15 protein-coding genes are annotated in these 16,823 nt (G+C 64.3%); 14 read left to right on the plus strand and 1 reads right to left on the minus strand.

The window, feature by feature from the left end; all coding sequences use genetic code 11:
* Positions 1-203: 203 nt before the first annotated feature.
* Positions 204-779: an RNA polymerase sigma factor gene (locus QW863_RS28575; RefSeq protein WP_315769399.1), complete on the minus strand. Its 576-nt coding sequence runs from the start codon at positions 777-779 to the stop codon at positions 204-206.
* Between the two features lie 467 nt (positions 780-1,246).
* Here QW863_RS28575 and QW863_RS28580 point away from each other — a divergent pair, with 467 nt between their 5' ends.
* From QW863_RS28580 to QW863_RS28645, 14 genes are all read left to right on the plus strand, one after another.
* Positions 1,247-3,202: a substrate-binding domain-containing protein gene (locus tag QW863_RS28580; protein WP_315769401.1), complete on the plus strand. Its 1,956-nt coding sequence runs from the start codon at positions 1,247-1,249 to the stop codon at positions 3,200-3,202.
* Positions 3,203-3,500: 298 nt separating this feature from the next.
* The gene (locus QW863_RS28585) at positions 3,501-4,247 is read left to right on the plus strand and encodes an energy transducer TonB (RefSeq protein ID WP_315769403.1); all 747 of its coding nucleotides are present in this window, start codon (positions 3,501-3,503) and stop codon (positions 4,245-4,247) included.
* Between the two features lie 116 nt (positions 4,248-4,363).
* Positions 4,364-4,921: an RNA polymerase sigma factor gene (locus QW863_RS28590; protein ID WP_315718482.1), complete on the plus strand. Its 558-nt coding sequence runs from the start codon at positions 4,364-4,366 to the stop codon at positions 4,919-4,921.
* A 260-nt stretch (positions 4,922-5,181) separates the two neighbouring features.
* On the plus strand, positions 5,182-6,153 hold the full coding sequence (locus QW863_RS28595) for a FecR family protein (protein WP_315769458.1): 972 nt from the start codon (positions 5,182-5,184) through the stop codon (positions 6,151-6,153).
* Between the two features lie 343 nt (positions 6,154-6,496).
* A complete protein-coding gene (locus tag QW863_RS28600) occupies positions 6,497-8,143 on the plus strand; it encodes a ShlB/FhaC/HecB family hemolysin secretion/activation protein (protein ID WP_315718495.1) in 1,647 nt (548 codons plus the stop codon).
* The gene (locus tag QW863_RS28605) at positions 8,143-10,140 is read left to right on the plus strand and encodes a MotA/TolQ/ExbB proton channel family protein (RefSeq protein ID WP_315769405.1); all 1,998 of its coding nucleotides are present in this window, start codon (positions 8,143-8,145) and stop codon (positions 10,138-10,140) included. The genes QW863_RS28600 and QW863_RS28605 overlap by 1 nt, the downstream gene beginning before the upstream one ends.
* A gap of 4 nt (positions 10,141-10,144) precedes the next feature.
* Positions 10,145-10,549 (plus strand): biopolymer transporter ExbD, encoded by a 405-nt coding sequence (locus QW863_RS28610; protein WP_315718484.1) that lies wholly within the window; start codon positions 10,145-10,147, stop codon positions 10,547-10,549.
* Between the two features lie 17 nt (positions 10,550-10,566).
* Positions 10,567-11,046, plus strand: a complete 480-nt coding sequence (locus QW863_RS28615) for a hypothetical protein (protein WP_315769407.1) — start codon at positions 10,567-10,569, stop codon at positions 11,044-11,046.
* The gene (locus QW863_RS28620; RefSeq protein ID WP_315769409.1) at positions 11,043-11,786 is read left to right on the plus strand and encodes a TonB C-terminal domain-containing protein; all 744 of its coding nucleotides are present in this window, start codon (positions 11,043-11,045) and stop codon (positions 11,784-11,786) included. The genes QW863_RS28615 and QW863_RS28620 overlap by 4 nt, the downstream gene beginning before the upstream one ends.
* 39 nt (positions 11,787-11,825) lie before the next feature.
* A complete protein-coding gene (locus tag QW863_RS28625) occupies positions 11,826-13,700 on the plus strand; it encodes a putative porin (protein ID WP_315769411.1) in 1,875 nt (624 codons plus the stop codon).
* A gap of 3 nt (positions 13,701-13,703) precedes the next feature.
* Positions 13,704-14,303 (plus strand): hypothetical protein, encoded by a 600-nt coding sequence (locus QW863_RS28630; protein WP_315718488.1) that lies wholly within the window; start codon positions 13,704-13,706, stop codon positions 14,301-14,303.
* Complete coding sequence (locus tag QW863_RS28635) at positions 14,300-15,355, plus strand: peptidylprolyl isomerase (protein WP_315769412.1); 1,056 nt, start codon at positions 14,300-14,302, stop codon at positions 15,353-15,355. The genes QW863_RS28630 and QW863_RS28635 overlap by 4 nt, the downstream gene beginning before the upstream one ends.
* A gap of 66 nt (positions 15,356-15,421) precedes the next feature.
* Complete coding sequence (locus QW863_RS28640) at positions 15,422-15,949, plus strand: YbjN domain-containing protein (protein WP_315769413.1); 528 nt, start codon at positions 15,422-15,424, stop codon at positions 15,947-15,949.
* Positions 15,950-15,956: 7 nt separating this feature from the next.
* Positions 15,957-16,817, plus strand: a complete 861-nt coding sequence (locus QW863_RS28645) for a lytic transglycosylase domain-containing protein (RefSeq protein ID WP_409977979.1) — start codon at positions 15,957-15,959, stop codon at positions 16,815-16,817.
* Positions 16,818-16,823 lie beyond the last annotated feature (6 nt).

Here is a 16,823-nt window from a genome sequence, read left to right on the forward strand (position 1 = left end):
TCCGCGCGAGCAGGCCGGTAACGTCATGTCTTTTCGTCGCGCGGGTAAGCTGCGCTTCGATGAGACCGAGGGCGAGCGCCGTAGGTCGCCTTTTGTTGGCGCTGCGTCGACTCGACGACGACAGGGTCGGAAGGCCCCCGCGAGACAGTCCAGCTTGTGAAAGGTCCGCGGCGATGGCGCGGACGGCCGTCATCGCCGCGGTCCTAACTACCAGTGTCCTCCAGCGCCGGCGTCCAGGCCCGCACGGGAGGGCAAGCCAACAGGCGGGCGTCTGGCCGTGACGGTGCCCGCCGCTCCAGCGAACGATCGAGCTGGCCTGCGCAATGGAGCAGCGCCTCGCGCAACTCGACCTGAATCCGGCGGGTGGAAATCCGGTGCCGTCGGGCGATCTCGTGCACCGATAGCTCATCGACGAAGGTCGCGAAGACGATGTCGCGCTGACGTGCGGAGAGTTGCCCCAGCACACGGCTCAGCGCCGCCATTTCGGAGCGAGACTCTGCGATGCGGGCGGGATCAGGCGAATCGTCCGGAATCTCGAGCAGCGCGTCGATCTCCGATGTCGTGAGCCTGCGGCTCTCAGCCACGCGGCGGTTGGTTGCGAGATTGAGCGCGGTCCGGAACAGATAGGCGCGCGGACTCTGGATGACGCCGACGTCGTTGCCGCATTCCAGGCGCAGGAACGTATCCTGAAGCGCCTCGCCCGCCAGCTCGGTCGAACCTAATCGGCGGGCGAGCCGCCGCTTCAGTTCGTCATAGCCATCGATCAGCGCGCGCAGCAACGCCGCTCGGCCCGGATCCCGCATTTCTGAAACGCCCGCCCCTGGGTGACCTTTCGGAACACACGGCCGCGAAGTTCTCGTCACTAACAAAGTACCGGCTCACAATGACTGACCCATGACATGTGTTGCAGCACGTGTCTCAAACACAGAGTTGTGCTCGCTCGCAGCCACCAAGGTTCCGGCGCACTGCTCGATCACCGAACGGTAGCGCGAGATTTTTCGAAGAAAGAGATTCGCTGAGACGCCGTGTCGATTGTCTCTCCCATGCAAGCCACCGATTGCAATGATGCGGGCGAGCTTTGTGGGATCGTCAATCCGTCCCCAATGATCGCACCGGTCGTGCCGGAGAGTGGATCGCTCGTCCGACTGATCGTTGCATCACGATGGGTCCTCCTCCCATCGATGATGACCTGCATCATTGTGCATCGAAGGCTCGCAATCCGACTGCAACCCCACGGAGATTTCCGATGACGACTCGTTCTTCGATCAGCCGCCTGCGCTGCACCGCTTCGGTGCTGGTGCTGTCGACTGCCGCGACCTTTGCCGCAGCGGTGCAGCCCGTCGCTGCCCAGACCGCCGTCTACGGCGGCGGCAGCACGCTGGTATCGCTCGCCATGCGTCAGGCGATGGACTGCTATAACGCGCAGACCGTGACCAGCGACGGCTACAGCTTCTCGACCGGCTTCAATGCGGCGACCCCGACTCCCGGATTGCTTCCCGCAACGCCGGACGGCGCCAATTGCAGCCAGCTCGGTGCGCTCGGAACGGTCGGTCTCTACGCCGCCGTCGGCTCCGGTGCCGGCCAGCGCGCCTTCATCACCAACGATCCGAAGCAGCTGCTGCGTGGCAGCGCGCCGTCGCTGTCGCTGCCGGCCGTGCCGCCGGTGTTCCTCGAGAGCAGCGTTCCGGCGCTCGCGACCTATCCCTATGCGCGCGTCGACTTCGGCGCCGGTGACTCGCCGCTTCCGAGCTCGCCGACGAACACGCCGAGCGTGACGGCCCTGACCAACTTCTCCTCGGTCAGCAACTGGCAGAACCAGACCACCATCACGGCCAGCAACGCATCCTCGGCAACGGCCTACAACGCTGCCGCATTCGGTCCGGCGATCCAGCTGCCGATGATCGAGGCGCCGGTCGCGATCGTCGTCAACACCAACGCCACCCCGACGGCGACCTGGACCATCAACTCGGCCGGCACCGCGGGCACCCCCGGCTCGGCGATCCAGCTCTCGACCGCTCAGCTCTGCGCCATCTTCTCGGGCGAGGTGCGCGACTGGAGCTCCACCGCTGCCATCGCGGCGCTCGACAACGCCGGTCAGGCCCGCGTCCAGACCTTCATGGACGACAACACCGGCAACGGCGGCGCGGCTCAGGCCTATGTGTCGAACTCGCTGCCGATCCAGGTCGCGTTCCGTTCCGACGGCTCCGGCACCAGCTTCATCCTCACCAACTTCCTCGCCAACAGCTGCCCGCAGCTCGACGACACCGCTGGTTCGCACAACTACGCGAAGATCTTCACCGGCGTGGGCGTCACTTTCGCCAGCACGGTCGTCACGCTCAACGACCAGGTGACCGGTACGACCACGACCACCACGATCGCCGCCAAGACCAACGCGTCGGCCGCCAACCTGCCGTCGACGACCTTCGCCAACCTGATCGCCAACATCAAGGCCGTGAAGGGTGTGGACGTCTCGACCGGCGCCGGCGGCTGGCTCGCCGGCAACGGCACCGGCGAAGTCGCCGACACCGTCAACAGCAACGCGCAGGATGCCAACGGCAACTATCTGGGCGGCCGCATCGGCTATGTCAGCAACGACTTCGCCAAGCCCTACAACCCCGCCGCCAGCGCGCCGCTGTCGGCCAGCGTCCAGAACGATGATCAGCGGGCTCGTGGTGTCTATCACCCGGGTGACCTTGGGGAGAGCTTCGTTGCGCCGACCCCGGCATCGGCCGATAACGCTTTCAGGAGCGTTGCGGTCCCCACTGGCACAACCTATACGGCTTGGAATCTGTACAACCAACAGTATGCGGCCGGTGCAACGTTGGCCGATGGCGTGACGGTTGTTCCTGCCGACGGGAAAGTGAGCGGGGTGAACGTTGTCGGCAAGTCGCAGCTCGGTCTGCCGATCATCGCGGGTGCCTATCCCGTCACGGGCACGACCTTCGCCTATCTCTATAGCTGCTACAACACGGCGTCGGCCCCGACCCGCGTGGCGGACATCACCAACTTCCTGAATTGGTTCTATTCGAGCCAGGATGCGGCCAGCGTGCTGCAGAACAACGGCTTCAATGCTTTGAATAGCGCCTTTGTGACGGCGATCAGCTCGTCGTACCTGGCCTCAGGCAGCGGTACTGCCATCGCCGCCAGCTCGACCCAGGTCGACGGTTGCAGCACCGTCGCCGCTGGCGCCGGCGCTCAGTAAGGCAGCTGCAGGGGACGCGGGTCCCGTGCAGATCGCCCAGTCACGATCCTGAGCCGGGCGCCGTCATGGCGCCCGGTTTCGTTTTGTAGTTGCAGACTCCAAATTGCTGAACGCCTCTGACGTCGAGGCTCCGCGAGCGGCCGAAACGATCGCGCGGCGCCTCGACATCGGATCAATAACGCGATACCAGCTTGGCTATGCCAGGGAAGATGTCTGCGGGAAAGATCATGTGGCGCTCGGCGTCCCCCAGCCGGCCGGTTCATGATTTCGGCATGCGTGCTTGAATGGATTGAATTCGATGGCGCAGAGCGCGTGGTGGTCCAAGCACCTTGATGAGGAGTCGCAGCATCACGACTGGCGTGCGGCGGCCCCGGCAATCGGTCTGCGCTCGCTCGCAGCCGTTGCGATGACCGTGCCAGCCCTTCTGGCCGTCGGCGTGTATTGGCTGCGTCACACGCCGACCGGCACCGGAATGCACTCGAGTGACAACGTGATGCAGGTGCGGCTCGTCGCGTCGCCGGCGGCTGATGCCGCGCGGCCGGCCGTTACACCGACCGCGCCGGCCTTGTCTCCGGCCAGCGCTCCGGCTCAGGATCCGAAAGTCGTCGCTGCTGCAGTCGTGGCGGGGTCCGAGAGCGTGACGACCCGGGATTCAACAGCTTCGGGCCTGGTGTTGTCGCATCTGCCGGCCGCGCCGGCCTGGGACGCGCCTGTTCCTGGCTCGCCGCTGGCCGCCCAGCAGACCAAGCCTGACCAAAAGACGATGACCTTCGTTCGCACGGTCAAGTCGCACATCGCCCGCTTTCAATATTATCCTGAACGTGCCCAGCGCGAGCGCATCCAGGGCCAGGTCGGTCTCGTGCTCACGCTGCGGCGTGACGGCACGGTCACGAACGTCCGGATCGCGTCGAGTTCCGGCTTCGCCTCTCTCGATGCCGCCGCCGTCGACACCGTGAGGAGGGCGCAGCCGCTGCCGAGCATTCCGGTGGAATTGCCCGGGCAGCTCAGCCTGGACTACACGATCGCGTTCGATCTGCCACAGTAGTTGGTCAACGGCGTCGCCATCTCTGGTCGTCACGTCACTGTCATTCTCCGCCGATAGGTACAACAGTGGGGTTGAGAACCGCCTGCAAATGCGGGCGGCGTCACGGGGCTGCGTTGGTGTCCTACTCGAACAGCAAATCGCTGCGCGATGTGCTCGCGGCGGACTATGAAAGTCTGGCCCGCCGCCTGACGCGCTGCCTCGGCTCGCCGGATGTCGCGCGCGAGGCGCTTCACGAAGCCTTCGTACGGGCGGATCGCGTCTCCGATGCCATCCCCGTTCGCAGTCCCGTCGACTATCTGTTCCGGATGGCGCTCAATTTGGCAAAGGATCACCGCAAGAGCGAGCGCCGGCTGCTGAACGCCTCGGAAATCGAAGCGATCATGGCTCTGCCCGACGAGCGGCCGGGACCTGCAGCCGAGGTCGAGGCTCGCTTCGAACTCGAACAATTCGAAAAGGCGCTTGCGGAGTTGCCGCCGCGAAAGCGCGACGTCTTCATCTGTGCTCACCTCGAGTTGATGCCGCATCGTGAGATCGCCCAGCGTTTCAGCATCAACGTACGCACCGTCGAATTCGATCTGCAGCATGCCATGGAGCATCTCGGCCGCCGGCTCGGGCGCAAGGTGGTCCGCCGATTCGGTCCTCGCGCCGTCTCTCAATCCAGCAATCGCAGCTAGCGCGGCGCGATCCAGCGAGAAGGGAGCTTGCTGCATTCCGGCTTTGTACGCTATTCAGCGGTGCACCAGCGCCCGGATAGAACTGCGGCTCCGCCGATATCGAGATTGACGCGTGCGAAGTATTCGATTTTCCCTTTCGGTCCAGCGCTATACGAATCGTCTATCAGATGACCGCAGAGCGTTGCCATGAGGGAACCGTCCCTCGGCCGCCGAAACGAGCGAGCCTCATCTTGATCGCAGGCGACGACAGCCAGTCGGACATGGATCAGACCCTTCGTCAGGCTTTGGCATGGGTGATCCGTCTTCATTCCGGGGAGGCAACCTCGGACGATGCTACTGCGTTGACGTCGTGGCGACAGCGAAGCCCTGAGCACGAAGCCGCGTTTCGGCAGGCGGTCACGCTATGGCGCGGCTTTGGCGACGCCACCCGCAAGCTCGCTGGCGATGCTGCGTTCGTCAAAGCAGCTTCGCTCCCGGAGCCGATGCCTCGCGCTGGTCTCGGCCGCCGCGCGCTGATCGGCGGAGCGATTGCGGCTGCAGCTTCAGTGGCCGGCGGCTATCTGGCGCTCCGTCCGCCGCTGGATCTCTGGCCGTCGCTGCAGGAACTGTCCGCCGACATGCGGACTGCCAAGGGCGAGCGGCGCAGCGTTGCGCTGGCGAGTGACGCCTCCCTGGTGCTCAACACCCAGACCAGCATCGCCTTGCGACCCGCGGATGGGCCACGGCGGTTCGAACTCATTTCGGGAGAGGCCGCGGTGCAGTGCGGATCGACCGCACGGGACCCGGTCGTCATCGATGCTGCAGGCGGTCAGATTACGGCGTCGCAGGCCGACTTCAACCTGAAGTGCCTCGATGGTCTCGTGACCGTCTCGTGTCTCGACGGCAGCGTCGATGTTGCGTGCAAGGGCCGTGTCGTCAAGCTCGTCAAAGCTCAGCAGATTTCCTACTCGGGCGACAAAGGGCTTGGCTCGACCTCGCGGCTGGATCTCGACACGGCCAAGGCCTGGCAGAATGGCCTTCTGATCGTGCGCGATTGGCCGGTCAGTCGCCTGGTCACCGAGATCAACCGCTATCGCCCAGGCAAGATCGTGGTCCTGGACGAGCAACTCGGGCGGCGCATGATTTCCGGGACGTTTCATCTCGACCGCCTGGATGATTTCATCAGCCAGGCCGAGAACCTGTTCGGAGCCAAGGCACGCTCGCTGCCGGGCGGTCTCGTTCTGCTGAGCTGATGTCTCCTCACGGAGCGTGACGGCGCTGGATCGCCGTAGCTTCAGAACTACAAATGAAACGCACAGACTACGCCGGAGGCGCTTGCCCGGCGGCTCATCGCGGTCGTTCTGCGAACGGATTGATAGTCTGCGAATCGGCTCGGTCGAACTCGGCATTCGTTAAAATTCCGATTCAGTCTCTTGAGGGGCCGGTCGTCTTTCCTGCTGAGGCACCATGCTCGCGGCTTCCTGCCGTGGCGTCATGGGCGTGCCCGAAGGTGAGCGGAAGTCCGTGCGGGTCAGAATTGGTTACGAGCGTGGCAGGCGCTCGCCTTCGCGGCCGGCATGGATCGGCTCGGTGGCCATGCTTCTGTCGGTGGCAGCTTTTGCAGGCGGCAGCGTCGCGCCGGTTCGGGCCGAGGCTGCGGCAGCACAGCAGCCGCCGACTGGCGCAGCCCTGGCCAAGCCGGCGGCTGGTCCGCTGCAGCGCTTCGATATCGATGATTTCGCCGTCCAAGGCGCCGAGAAGCTGGCACAGGTCGACCTCGAAGAGGCTATCTATCCTTTCCTTGGTCCGAACAAGACGGCAGACGATGTCGAGAAGGCGCGCGCGGCGCTGGAGAAGGCCTATCACGACAAGGGGTTTCAGACCGTCTCGGTCGAGGTCCCACCCCAGAATCCGTCGAACAAGGTCGTCATTCTCAAGGTGAGAGAGCTCAAGGTCGGCCGGCTCCGCGTCAAGAACTCGCGCTACTTCGATACTGACAAGATCAAGGACGGGGCGCCTTCGCTCAAGGAGGGCACCGTCCCGAACTTCAACGACCTCACCAAGGATATCTACGCGCTCAACCAATGGCCGGATCGCCGGGTGACGCCGGCACTGCGCGCCGGCGTTGCGCCTGGAACTGTCGATGTTGACCTCACCGTCGAGGACAAGGCGCCGATTCACGGCAGCCTCGAAGTCAACAACCGTCGTTCCGGCGATACGACCGCGACCAGAGCGATCGCCACGGTTCACTACGACAATCTCTGGCAGCTCGGGCACTCCCTGACGCTCAGCTATCAGGTCGCGCCGCAGCGTCCGAAGGACACGGAAGTGTTTTCTGCCTCCTATCTGGCGCGCCTACCGGTCGATTGGCTGGCGTTGCTGGCTTACGCCGTGAAGTCGAACAGCGACGTCGCCACGGTCGGCGGCACTAACATCGTTGGCCCCGGCCAGATCGTGGGTACGCGCGCGGTCATGACGCTGCCGGGCCGCGATGGGTTCACGCAGACGCTGTCGGCCGGCGTCGACTACAAGCATTTCTTCCAGCTCGTCTCCCTGAACGGCGGCGGTTTCGCGTCCCCGGTCACGTATTTCCCTGCCGTGGCCAGCTATACGGCAACCTTCCAGGGCGAGAAGTTTACGACGCAGTTCAACGCATCGCTGACGTCCAATCTGCGGCCGCTGTCGAGCGATCATGTCGCGTTCGACAACAAGCGCTATGCGGCGTCCGCGAGCTTCACGCATGTGAACGTCGACGTTTCGCACACCCAGGAGCTGCCCGAAGGCTATCTGCTTTGGGGCAGGCTGCAGGGACAGAAGGCGGATGGGCCACTGGTCTCGAGCGAGCAGATCAGCGCCGGCGGCCTCGACACCGTGCGCGGCTATCTGGAATCGGAAGCACTGGGCGACGACGGCATCATCGGCAATATCGAACTGCGCAGCCCCGACATCGGCGCGATGCTGCAGAAGCAGATGAAGGACGAGACCGGGCAGGGCGCGCCGCGCTTTACCACCTTCAACGAGACGCGGTTGTTCCTGTTTGCCGATGCCGGTCTGGTTCACACCCAGCGCACGCTGCCGGATCAGACGTCGCAAACGGACCTCTGGAGCTATGGCGTCGGCACCCGCTTCAAGATGTTCAACGCATTCAATGGTGTGTTCGCGCTGTCGGTCCCGATGACCAACCAAACCTATACCCGCGCGGGCAATCCGCGCCTCAATGTCCGGCTCTGGGGCGAATTCTGATGATCATGGAACGCGAGGACAGGCGAGCGAGCTGCTGTGGGAGAGTTGCGAAGCGCGTCGCCGCGAGGCTGTTCGGTGTGGTCGCCGCATTGGCGATTCTGTCGTCGCCGGCAAGTGCCTGGTGGAACGACGAGTGGCAGCTGCGCAAGAAGATCGGCATCGATGCGAGTGCTGCCGGCGCCAACATCACCGATCCGATCGGCACGACGCCTGTCCTGGTGAGGCTGCATCCCGGCAACTTCCGGTTCAGCGCTACCAAGGACGACGGCAGCGATCTCCGTTTCGTCGCCGGCGACGACAAGACCCCGCTGAAGCACCACATCGAAAAATATGACGCGCTCCTGGGCGAAGCGCTGGTCTGGGTCTCGGTGCCGAGCCTGCCGTCGGGCGCCAAGACGGAGATCTGGCTCTACTACGGCAACAAAAAAGCTGTGCCTACTGCGGATGCCAAGGGCAGCTACGATCCCGATTTTGCCCTCGTGTACCATCTGGCGGAGCGGGGCACGCCTGCGTTGGACTCCACGGTCTGGGGCAACAACGCGCAAAGCGTCGGACAACCGGCGGAGGGCTCCCTGATCGGGACGGGCCTTCGGCTGGACGGGCGCACGCCTCTCATGCTGCCGTCATCATCGTCGCTGGCGACGGCCGCCGATGCCGGCTGGACGTTCTCGCTGTGGATCAAGCCGGCGACGCTGCAGCCCAATGCAGCGCTGTTCAGCCGCCGCAACGGCGGCAGCGGCATCGTGATCGGCCTCGACAATGGCGCGCCATTCGTAGAGATGACCAATGCCGGCTCCGCGCAGCGGACTTCGGCAGGTGCGGCGATCGCTCCGGCGAGCTGGCATCATCTGGCCGTCGTTGCAGCCAGCGGCAGGATATCGCTCTATCTCGACGGCAATGCCTACGCAGCGCTTGATGCGAGTCTGCCAGAGCTCGACACCACCGCGCAGATCGGTGGCGGCGATGCCGCGACGGCCAGCCAGGCTGCCGCTCAACCGGCTTCCGCTGCGGCACCCGGTGATGCGGCCTCGGCGGATGCGAATGGTGTGCCGGAAAGTACCAATGATGCTACCGTCGCGGCGAGCCCGACGTTTGCGGGATTCGTCGGCGACGTCGACGAGATCCAGATCAGCAAGGTCGCGCGACCGGCAGGTTTCATCCGCATCGCTGCGATCGGTCAGGGGCTGGATCAAGGCAAGCTCGTCACGTTCAGCGTCGACGAGGAGACGGCAAGCTGGCTGTCCGGCTATTTCGCGGTCATTCTGAAGTCGGTCACGCTCGACGGATGGGTGGTGATCGGAATCCTGCTGGTCATGGCCGCGATCAGCTGGATGGTTATGTTCGATCGCGCCTCTTACTTGAGGCGTCAGGCGAAGGCCAATGCGCGCTTCCTGAAGGTCTATCGCGATCCGAAGTTCGACCTCACCATCTTCGGCAGTGGTGATGCCGAGGCCGTCGCGTCGCTCGCGGGCGGCATCGGCAAGCGCGATACGATCGTGCTGCGGTCATCGTCGCTCTATCGCATCTATCGCATTGCAGCCGACGAGATCCAGCGACGTTCGGCCCGAAACGCCCAGCCTTACCTTTCCGCCACGTCGATGGCCGCGATCCGTGCTGCTCTCGACGGCGGCGTCGTCAGGGAGATCCAGCGCCTGAACCGGCTCATGGTGATGTTGACGATCGCGATCTCGGGAGGACCGTTCCTCGGTCTGCTCGGAACGGTCGTTGGTGTCATGATCACCTTCGCTGCGATTGCGGCGAGCGGTGACGTCAACGTCAACGCCATCGCGCCCGGCATTGCCGCGGCGCTGGTCGCCACCGTCGCGGGGCTCGGCGTCGCGATCCCGGCCTTGTTCGGCTACAACTACCTCATCTCACGGATCAAGGATCTCACCGGCGACATCCAGGTGTTCGTCGACGAATTGGTGACGCGGCTCGCGGAGCTTCATTCCGCGGATCAGCCGGATCCGGTCGAGCGCCGCATGGCAGCGGAGTAGCGCCATGCAGATCAATACCGACTCCAAGCCCTATGACGACATCAACATCACGCCGATGTTGGACCTCGCCTACGTGCTGCTCGTCATCTTCATCATCATGACGACGGCGACGGTGCAGGGGCAGAAGGTCAATCTGCCGAAAGCGTCGGCGGCGCCGAGCCTCGCGACGCAGACGACCAAGGCGATCACCGTGGCCAACGACGGCAAGATCTTCCTCGACACCATTCCGGTGACCTTGCCGGAGCTCGAGCAGCGCCTGATCCAGCAGAAGGCATTGACGCCGGAATTTCCGGTGGTGCTGCGCGGTGATGCGCAGGCGCAATATCAGAGCGTGATGGACGTGCTCGACCTGCTGGGCCGCATCGGCCTGACCCAGGTCGGGCTTGCGACCAAGCCGTTGGTGAAGTGATCGAGGTGGACCAGATCATGCGCAAACGGCCCCCGGATCATCCGCCTGGTTCGCATCGCCCTGAAGCTGGCGTGCTCGTGCAGATGCGTGAGCTCATCCTGCGGCGGCGGATGCAATTGCTGCCAGCGCGGCCTGAAGGGGAGACGGCGCTGAGTGAATGCGACGAGTCTGCTGCTGTGCTGCCGTTTCCGGTCCGGAGCGAAGCGCTGCTCGCCAGCCTGGTGCCGACACTGCGCGGCCTCTACGTCAGTGGAGAGGATGAGAGCGACCCGTTTCTGATGACCATGTCGCACGGTCCGCGGCCGCGATTGTCGATCGATCGCGACGCCTATGTCGAGCTTCGGCACCAGCCCGAGGCGTTCCTCCTGAAGATCGCCGCCGCGCCGGATTCGAAGATCACGTTCGAAACGCCGGATTTCACAACGCTGGTGAAGTTCGTGCTGCAGTACATGGCCGAGCGTCATGGTGAGCCCAGGCCGGGCGGGAGCTTGTCGTGAGCAAGCTCGAGAGCGGCTGTCAAGCAGCGGCCGAGCCGGCGCGAGCCGGTGCCCAACCAAGCCGGTTGCGCTCGTCGCTGAGTCTGACCGCAAAGATCATGGCGATCGCATTGCCGTTGGGCGGTGTCGCCTATTGGGTTCTCGCCCAGCGCGATCAGCCGCCTCCGCCGCGTCAGGTTCACGAGATCACGCTGCTCAACATCACGCCGCCGCCTCCACCGCCTCCGCCCCCGAAGGTGGCACCGCCGGTCGAGCAGAAGATGATCGAGCAGCAGAAGATGGCGGAGCCGGAATTCAAAGAGGACAAGCCGCTCGACAAGCCGCAGGACAAGCCGGTCAAGGACGCCAAGGACGATCAGCCGCCGGGCCCGCTGTCGCTCGATGCCAAGGCGACCGGCCCCGGCGATCTGTTCGGTCTCGGCGGCAGGCCCTATGGCGGCGGCGGAGGCGGCGGCGGGAGCCGCTGGGGATGGTACGCCTCGATCATTCAGCAGCAGATCGAGGCGGCACTGCGCGCCAACGACAAGACCAAGAAGGCGGTCATCAAAGTGCAGATCAGCCTCTGGGCCGACAGCTCCGGGCGCGTCAGCCGCGTGCAGCTGCTCTCATCGACGGGGGACGCAGCGCTCGACCAGGCGCTGCGCGACGACGTTCTCGGCAGTCTGATGCTGCGCCAACCGCCGCCAAAGGACATGCCGATGCCGATCGTGACGCGCGTCACGGCGAGCCGGCCGAGCTGATTTCTCGACAGACACGACGAACTAAAAGGACTGGGGACGATGTTCGAGACTTTTCCAAATGCACGCCGATGTGCGCTTCTGATTGCCGCCTCGCTCGCGGTGGCCGGTAGTGCCGCCCCGGCATTTGGCCAGACTTCCGATCAGGCCGCAGCATCCGAAAAGAAGCCGGGCTCGAGCAGACCGAAATTGTCGGATGCCAAGCCGACCTCGCCGAACGCCACGATCAATCTTGTTCATCTTCTCGTCAAGCAGGGCGTCCTCACCGAGGACCAGGCGGCGGGGCTGATCAAGCAGGCCGACGACGAAGCCTACATCGCGCGCCAGGCGGCGAAGAACGCGTCGACCAGAGCCGAGGAAGCCGCCAAGGCTGCCAATGCCGCGGCGGCGGCGACCGAGCCGCACGGGACGCGGCACGTCACCTACGTGCCGGAAGTCGTCAAGCGGCAGCTGCGTGAGGACATCAAGCGCGAGGTGATGGCGAAGGCCGAGCACGAGAACTGGGCGTCTCCGGGCAAATACCCGGAATGGGCGCAGCGCATCCGCTTCTACGGGGATATTCGTGCCCGCTACCAGGGCAGCTTCTTCCCGACCGGGAATGATCAGCTCGATGCGTTCAACTTCAACACCGTGAACACAGGCTCTCCGTACGACATGGCGAGTGCCTACAATCTGCCGACTTACAACGCCTCCAAGAACCGCAACCAGGTCAAGCTTCGCGCGCGCCTCGGAATGGAGGCGGATCTCACTAGCGGCTTCTATGCTGGACTCCGCATTGCCACGGGAGAGTCGAATTCTCCGGTTTCGACGAACCAGACAATGGGCGGCGGTGGTTCGAATTTTTCCAAGTTCGGGCTGTGGCTCGATCGGGGTTACCTGACCTATCAGGCATGGGACCGGGACCTGGTTGCATCGGTCGGACGTTTCGATAATCCGTTCTGGTCGCCGACCGATCTCGTCTGGCATCGCGATCTCGGTTTCGACGGCTTTGCGCTACAGGGCAAATATCGCGTGTCCGAGAGCTTCACGCCGTTCGGCGTGATCGGCGCCTTTCCGATCTTCAACACCGACTTCAACGCTGGTACCAATCTGACGCAGCTGGACTCCAAGTTTGCAAGTCACGACAAGTGGCTGTTCGGCGCGCAGGGCGGCTTTGCGTCGCGTTTTGATCCACTGCACGAATTCCGGGTCGCCGCTGCATTCTACGATTTCGAGAACGTGCAGGGCCAGCCTTCCGAGCCTTGCTACGTTCAGTCGAGCTCGGATGTCTGCAACACGGACCAGACGCGGCCATTGTTCGCCCAAAAGGGAAACACCTACACTTTGCTGCGCAACTTCCAGGTGGGCTCCTGGAACAATTACGGCACGACGGGTCTCTATCAATATTTCGGTCTGCTGCAGAAATACCGGCCGCTGACGGTGAGCGTATCGGTCGATCTCGGCGACTTTCATCCCTATCACATCGTGATCGATGGCGAGTTCGTCTGGAATACGGCCTTTAATCGGGCGCTCACTGCCGCCGGCACCGGCCTCGCCGCAAGCACCGGCATCACGGCGCCCGGCATGGCGCTAAACAATCGCGCAGCCACGTCGAACGGACAGACCATCGGCCCGTTCAATGGCGGTGATAAAGGCTGGATGACACGTGTCACGGTCGGCAACAAGGAGATCAAGCAGCTCGGCGACTGGAATGTCCACGCCGGCTACAAATATTTGGAGTCCGACGCCACGCTCGATGCGTTCGTCGATTCCGATTTTGGTCTCGGTGGCACCAATCTCAAGGGCTATTTCCTCGGCGGCAGCTACGGTCTCAGCCCGAATGTCTGGGCCTCGCTGCGCTGGATGAGTGCCAATAGCATCGGGGGCGCGCCCTACGCGGTCGACGTGCTGCTCGTCGACCTTAACGCGAAGTTCTGACCCATGCGCAAACGTTGGATCGTCCACAGCATCGCAGCTATCGCCTGCATGCAGGTGAGCCTCGCATACGCCGCCGACAGCGACGCCGACAAGCTGCGCGAGGCGTTGCGCGCGGCCACCATGCAGACGCGCCAGTTGGAGGACCAGCGCGCCGCGCTGCAGGCGAAGCTTGCCGACGCCGACAAGGAGAAGGCCGCCGCCAAGGTCCAGATCGAGGCTGCGAAGGCCGAGACCCGCAGGGTCGAGAAGCGCGAGCGCGAGATGACGGAGGAGTTCAACCGCCGCCTCGCGGAGCGCGACGAGACCCTGGACAAATGGAAGGCCGCCTATGAGGAGGCGGCCAGCGTCGCCCGCGATCGCGACGCGGCGCGCGCCAAGTTCGAGGCTGACGCCAAAGCGTACAAGGCATCGACCGACAGCTGTGTTGCCAAGAACACGCAACTGATCAAGCACGGCCAGGATCTGCTGCAGCGTTATCAAAGTGTCACCATCGGCGACACAATCGTGGCGCGTGAGCCCGTCCTCCGCTTTCGGCGGGTCGAAATCCAGAACGCGATCCAAGATCTCCAAGACAAGATCCTCGACCAGAAGGCAGCACCATGAGCTCTTCATCGTTCGGCAGCGCAGTCCGGCTGCGATCGTTCCAGGTTTCCATGCTCGCCGCGGCGCTGGCCTGCGCCCCCTTGGTGGCTTCGGCGCAGACCGCCCCACCGCGTCCTGCTGCGCCGGCCGTCAAGCCGAAGCCGTCAGCACCGGTGGCGGCCACGGCCGCGCAACCTCCGGCCTCGACGCCGGTGCAGAGCGTCGCATCCGGCAAGGGCACGGGAGGCGATGACGTCATCGCGCGCGTGGGTGGCACCAACGTCTCCGCTGACGAGATCCGCGGCTATGTCGCCGCGCTCGGGCCGCGCGAACGCGCTGCGTTCGGACAGGATCCGGGCCTGCTCAGCCAGGCCGTTCGCATGATGCTGGCCAATCGGATTGTGCTGCAGGAGGTCGTCGCCAAGAAGTGGGATCAGCAGCCGAACATCGCCGAACAGCTTGACCGCGTGCGCGAGAACGCCGTGGTGGAGCTGTATCTGCAATCGGTGTCGACACCTCCCGCCGGCTTTCCCAGCGAGGACGAGCTGCAGAAGGTCTATGATGCCAACCGTGCCGCCCTGCTGATGCCGCGCCAGTTCCAGCTGGCGCAGATCTTCGTGCCGCTGACAAAGGATTCCGACAAGGCGGCCGAGGACAAGAGCAAGAAGACGATCGAGGACATTCAGCGTAAGCTGAATGCGCCGGGCGCCGATTTCGCGGCCCTCGCCAACGACGCCAGCGAGGTCAAGAATGGCGGCGATTTGGGCTGGATCGTCGAGAGCCAGATCCGGCCGGAGATCCGCACCAGCGTGATGGAGCTCGCCAAGGGCGCCGTGTCGGAGCCGATCAAGCTCGACGATGGCTGGCACATCCTCAAGCTGGTGGACACCAAGGCGTCCTACACGCGGACTTTGCCCGAGGTCCGTGATGCGCTCGTGCAGCAGATCCGCAACGAGCGCGCGAGCGCGCTGCGGCGCGCCTATCTCGCCGAACTCGTGAAGCAGCATCCGCCTGTCATCAACGAGCTCGCGCTGTCCAATCTGCTCAGCGAGCAGGTCTCGGCGGCGAGATAGCGCCGCTATGTCTGCTCGCGCTGCCGGCACGCCGGCCGTCCTCTCGTTTCTTCGCCGGAGCTTCTGATGTCCGACACCATCATCGACAGGCTGCCCCTCGATCAGCTGCGCGAGCAGTTCCAGCACGCGGGCTACCGCGTCGAAACACTGACCGATCCCGCCGCGAACGTGTCCTATCTGCGGTCCGCGACCAACGGGATCGCATTCGACATTCGTCCCGGCAATATGGTGCCCGGCGACGAGCAGGTCTTCGTCGATGTCGCGCTGATTGCGGTCCTGCATGTGCAGGGTGAGATGCCGCTCGATCTCGTCAATCGCTGGAACGCGACGCGCCGCTTTGCGCGCCTGCAATTCAGCCCGCCCTTCCTGGCTTTGTCGCTGGACATCTCCCTGGCGGGCGGCGTTTCGCCGGACCATGTACGCGGACAGATCGAGATCTGGGATCAGCTCGTGCAGCAGCTGGTGTCTTTCCTCCGTGAGGAGATCTCAGCCCTTGCCAAGCCGAAGCAGGCCGACGATGCCCAGATGGCGACGACGACCGCGTCCGCAAACGGCCACATCGCTGATGCGGGTCCGGCTCGTCCGGTGCAGTAGCGCGCGCATGGGGGACAGCGTGAGCATCGATCCTGGTAGGCCAAACGCGGCCATACCGTGCGACCGCCGCAGGGGTGTGCTCGCAGCCGTCGCGATTGCACTGGCGGGGGCCGTCTCGGCCGTCCCGTTGCACGCGGAGCCGGCTGCGGAGGATCGCGCCACTCGCGAGAGTGATGCTGGCTCTGGAGCAACGCTGAACGTTGTCGCCAGGCCGCCAGTGGCTTCTGCACTCGCAAAGCCAGGATCATCCTCGTCTCCTTCCCTCGGCACGTCTTCGAATGCAGGTCAGTCAGACGCACTCGGCACCTATCGGGCGTTGATCACCAAGGAGGTTCGGAACTCAACACTTGCGCCGGAGATTGCCGAGGCGGTCATGGCCGTGGAGAGCGGCTACAACCCCGACGCGATCGGCGGCTCCGGCGAGATCGGCCTGATGCAGATCATGCCGTCTACGGCGCGGATGCTGGGGTTTATCGGTAGCAATGCCGAGCTCGCGGTGCCCGAGACCAACATTCACTATGGTGTGCTTTACCTGGCCCAGGCCTGGCGTCTCGCCGGCGGCGATCTCTGTACTGCCACGATGAAATATCGCGCCGGTCATGGCGAGACGCGGTTCTCCTATCTGTCGGTCAACTACTGCCTGGCGGTGCGGGCCAAGCTCGCCGCCCGCGGCTTCGCCGTGACCGGCGCGGTTCCGACGGCGACCTTCGGAGCGCCCGGCAGCGCCGGTTCGAGCAGCGTTGTGCGCGCTGGAGGCGCCTGTGGCCGCCGCTGTCTCATCGGACCGGCGACGGTCGGCCGTGTCGATTTGGCATCCCTCAATGCGAGACTCAGCACGCTAGTCGTGCAGGCGCGCGCGGGCAGGTGACAACCC

The sequence above is a fragment of the Bradyrhizobium sp. SZCCHNR1017 genome, assembly GCF_032381375.1.
Lineage (GTDB): Bacteria > Pseudomonadota > Alphaproteobacteria > Rhizobiales > Xanthobacteraceae > Bradyrhizobium.

What these genes read in the sequence shown, in the direction of transcription:
- QW863_RS28580 (WP_315769401.1), top strand. Translation starts at nt 1,247, where the DNA reads ATGACGACTCGTTCTTCGATCAGCCGCCTGCGCTGCACCGCTTCGGTG.
- QW863_RS28585 (WP_315769403.1), top strand. Translation starts at nt 3,501, where the DNA reads ATGGCGCAGAGCGCGTGGTGGTCCAAGCACCTTGATGAGGAGTCGCAG.
- QW863_RS28595 (WP_315769458.1), top strand. Translation starts at nt 5,182, where the DNA reads ATGGATCAGACCCTTCGTCAGGCTTTGGCATGGGTGATCCGTCTTCAT.
- QW863_RS28600 (WP_315718495.1), top strand. Translation starts at nt 6,497, where the DNA reads ATGCTTCTGTCGGTGGCAGCTTTTGCAGGCGGCAGCGTCGCGCCGGTT.
- QW863_RS28605 (WP_315769405.1), top strand. Translation starts at nt 8,143, where the DNA reads ATGATCATGGAACGCGAGGACAGGCGAGCGAGCTGCTGTGGGAGAGTT.
- QW863_RS28610 (WP_315718484.1), top strand. Translation starts at nt 10,145, where the DNA reads ATGCAGATCAATACCGACTCCAAGCCCTATGACGACATCAACATCACG.
- QW863_RS28615 (WP_315769407.1), top strand. Translation starts at nt 10,567, where the DNA reads ATGCGCAAACGGCCCCCGGATCATCCGCCTGGTTCGCATCGCCCTGAA.
- QW863_RS28625 (WP_315769411.1), top strand. Translation starts at nt 11,826, where the DNA reads ATGTTCGAGACTTTTCCAAATGCACGCCGATGTGCGCTTCTGATTGCC.
- QW863_RS28630 (WP_315718488.1), top strand. Translation starts at nt 13,704, where the DNA reads ATGCGCAAACGTTGGATCGTCCACAGCATCGCAGCTATCGCCTGCATG.
- QW863_RS28635 (WP_315769412.1), top strand. Translation starts at nt 14,300, where the DNA reads ATGAGCTCTTCATCGTTCGGCAGCGCAGTCCGGCTGCGATCGTTCCAG.
- QW863_RS28640 (WP_315769413.1), top strand. Translation starts at nt 15,422, where the DNA reads ATGTCCGACACCATCATCGACAGGCTGCCCCTCGATCAGCTGCGCGAG.
- QW863_RS28645 (WP_409977979.1), top strand. Translation starts at nt 15,957, where the DNA reads ATGGGGGACAGCGTGAGCATCGATCCTGGTAGGCCAAACGCGGCCATA.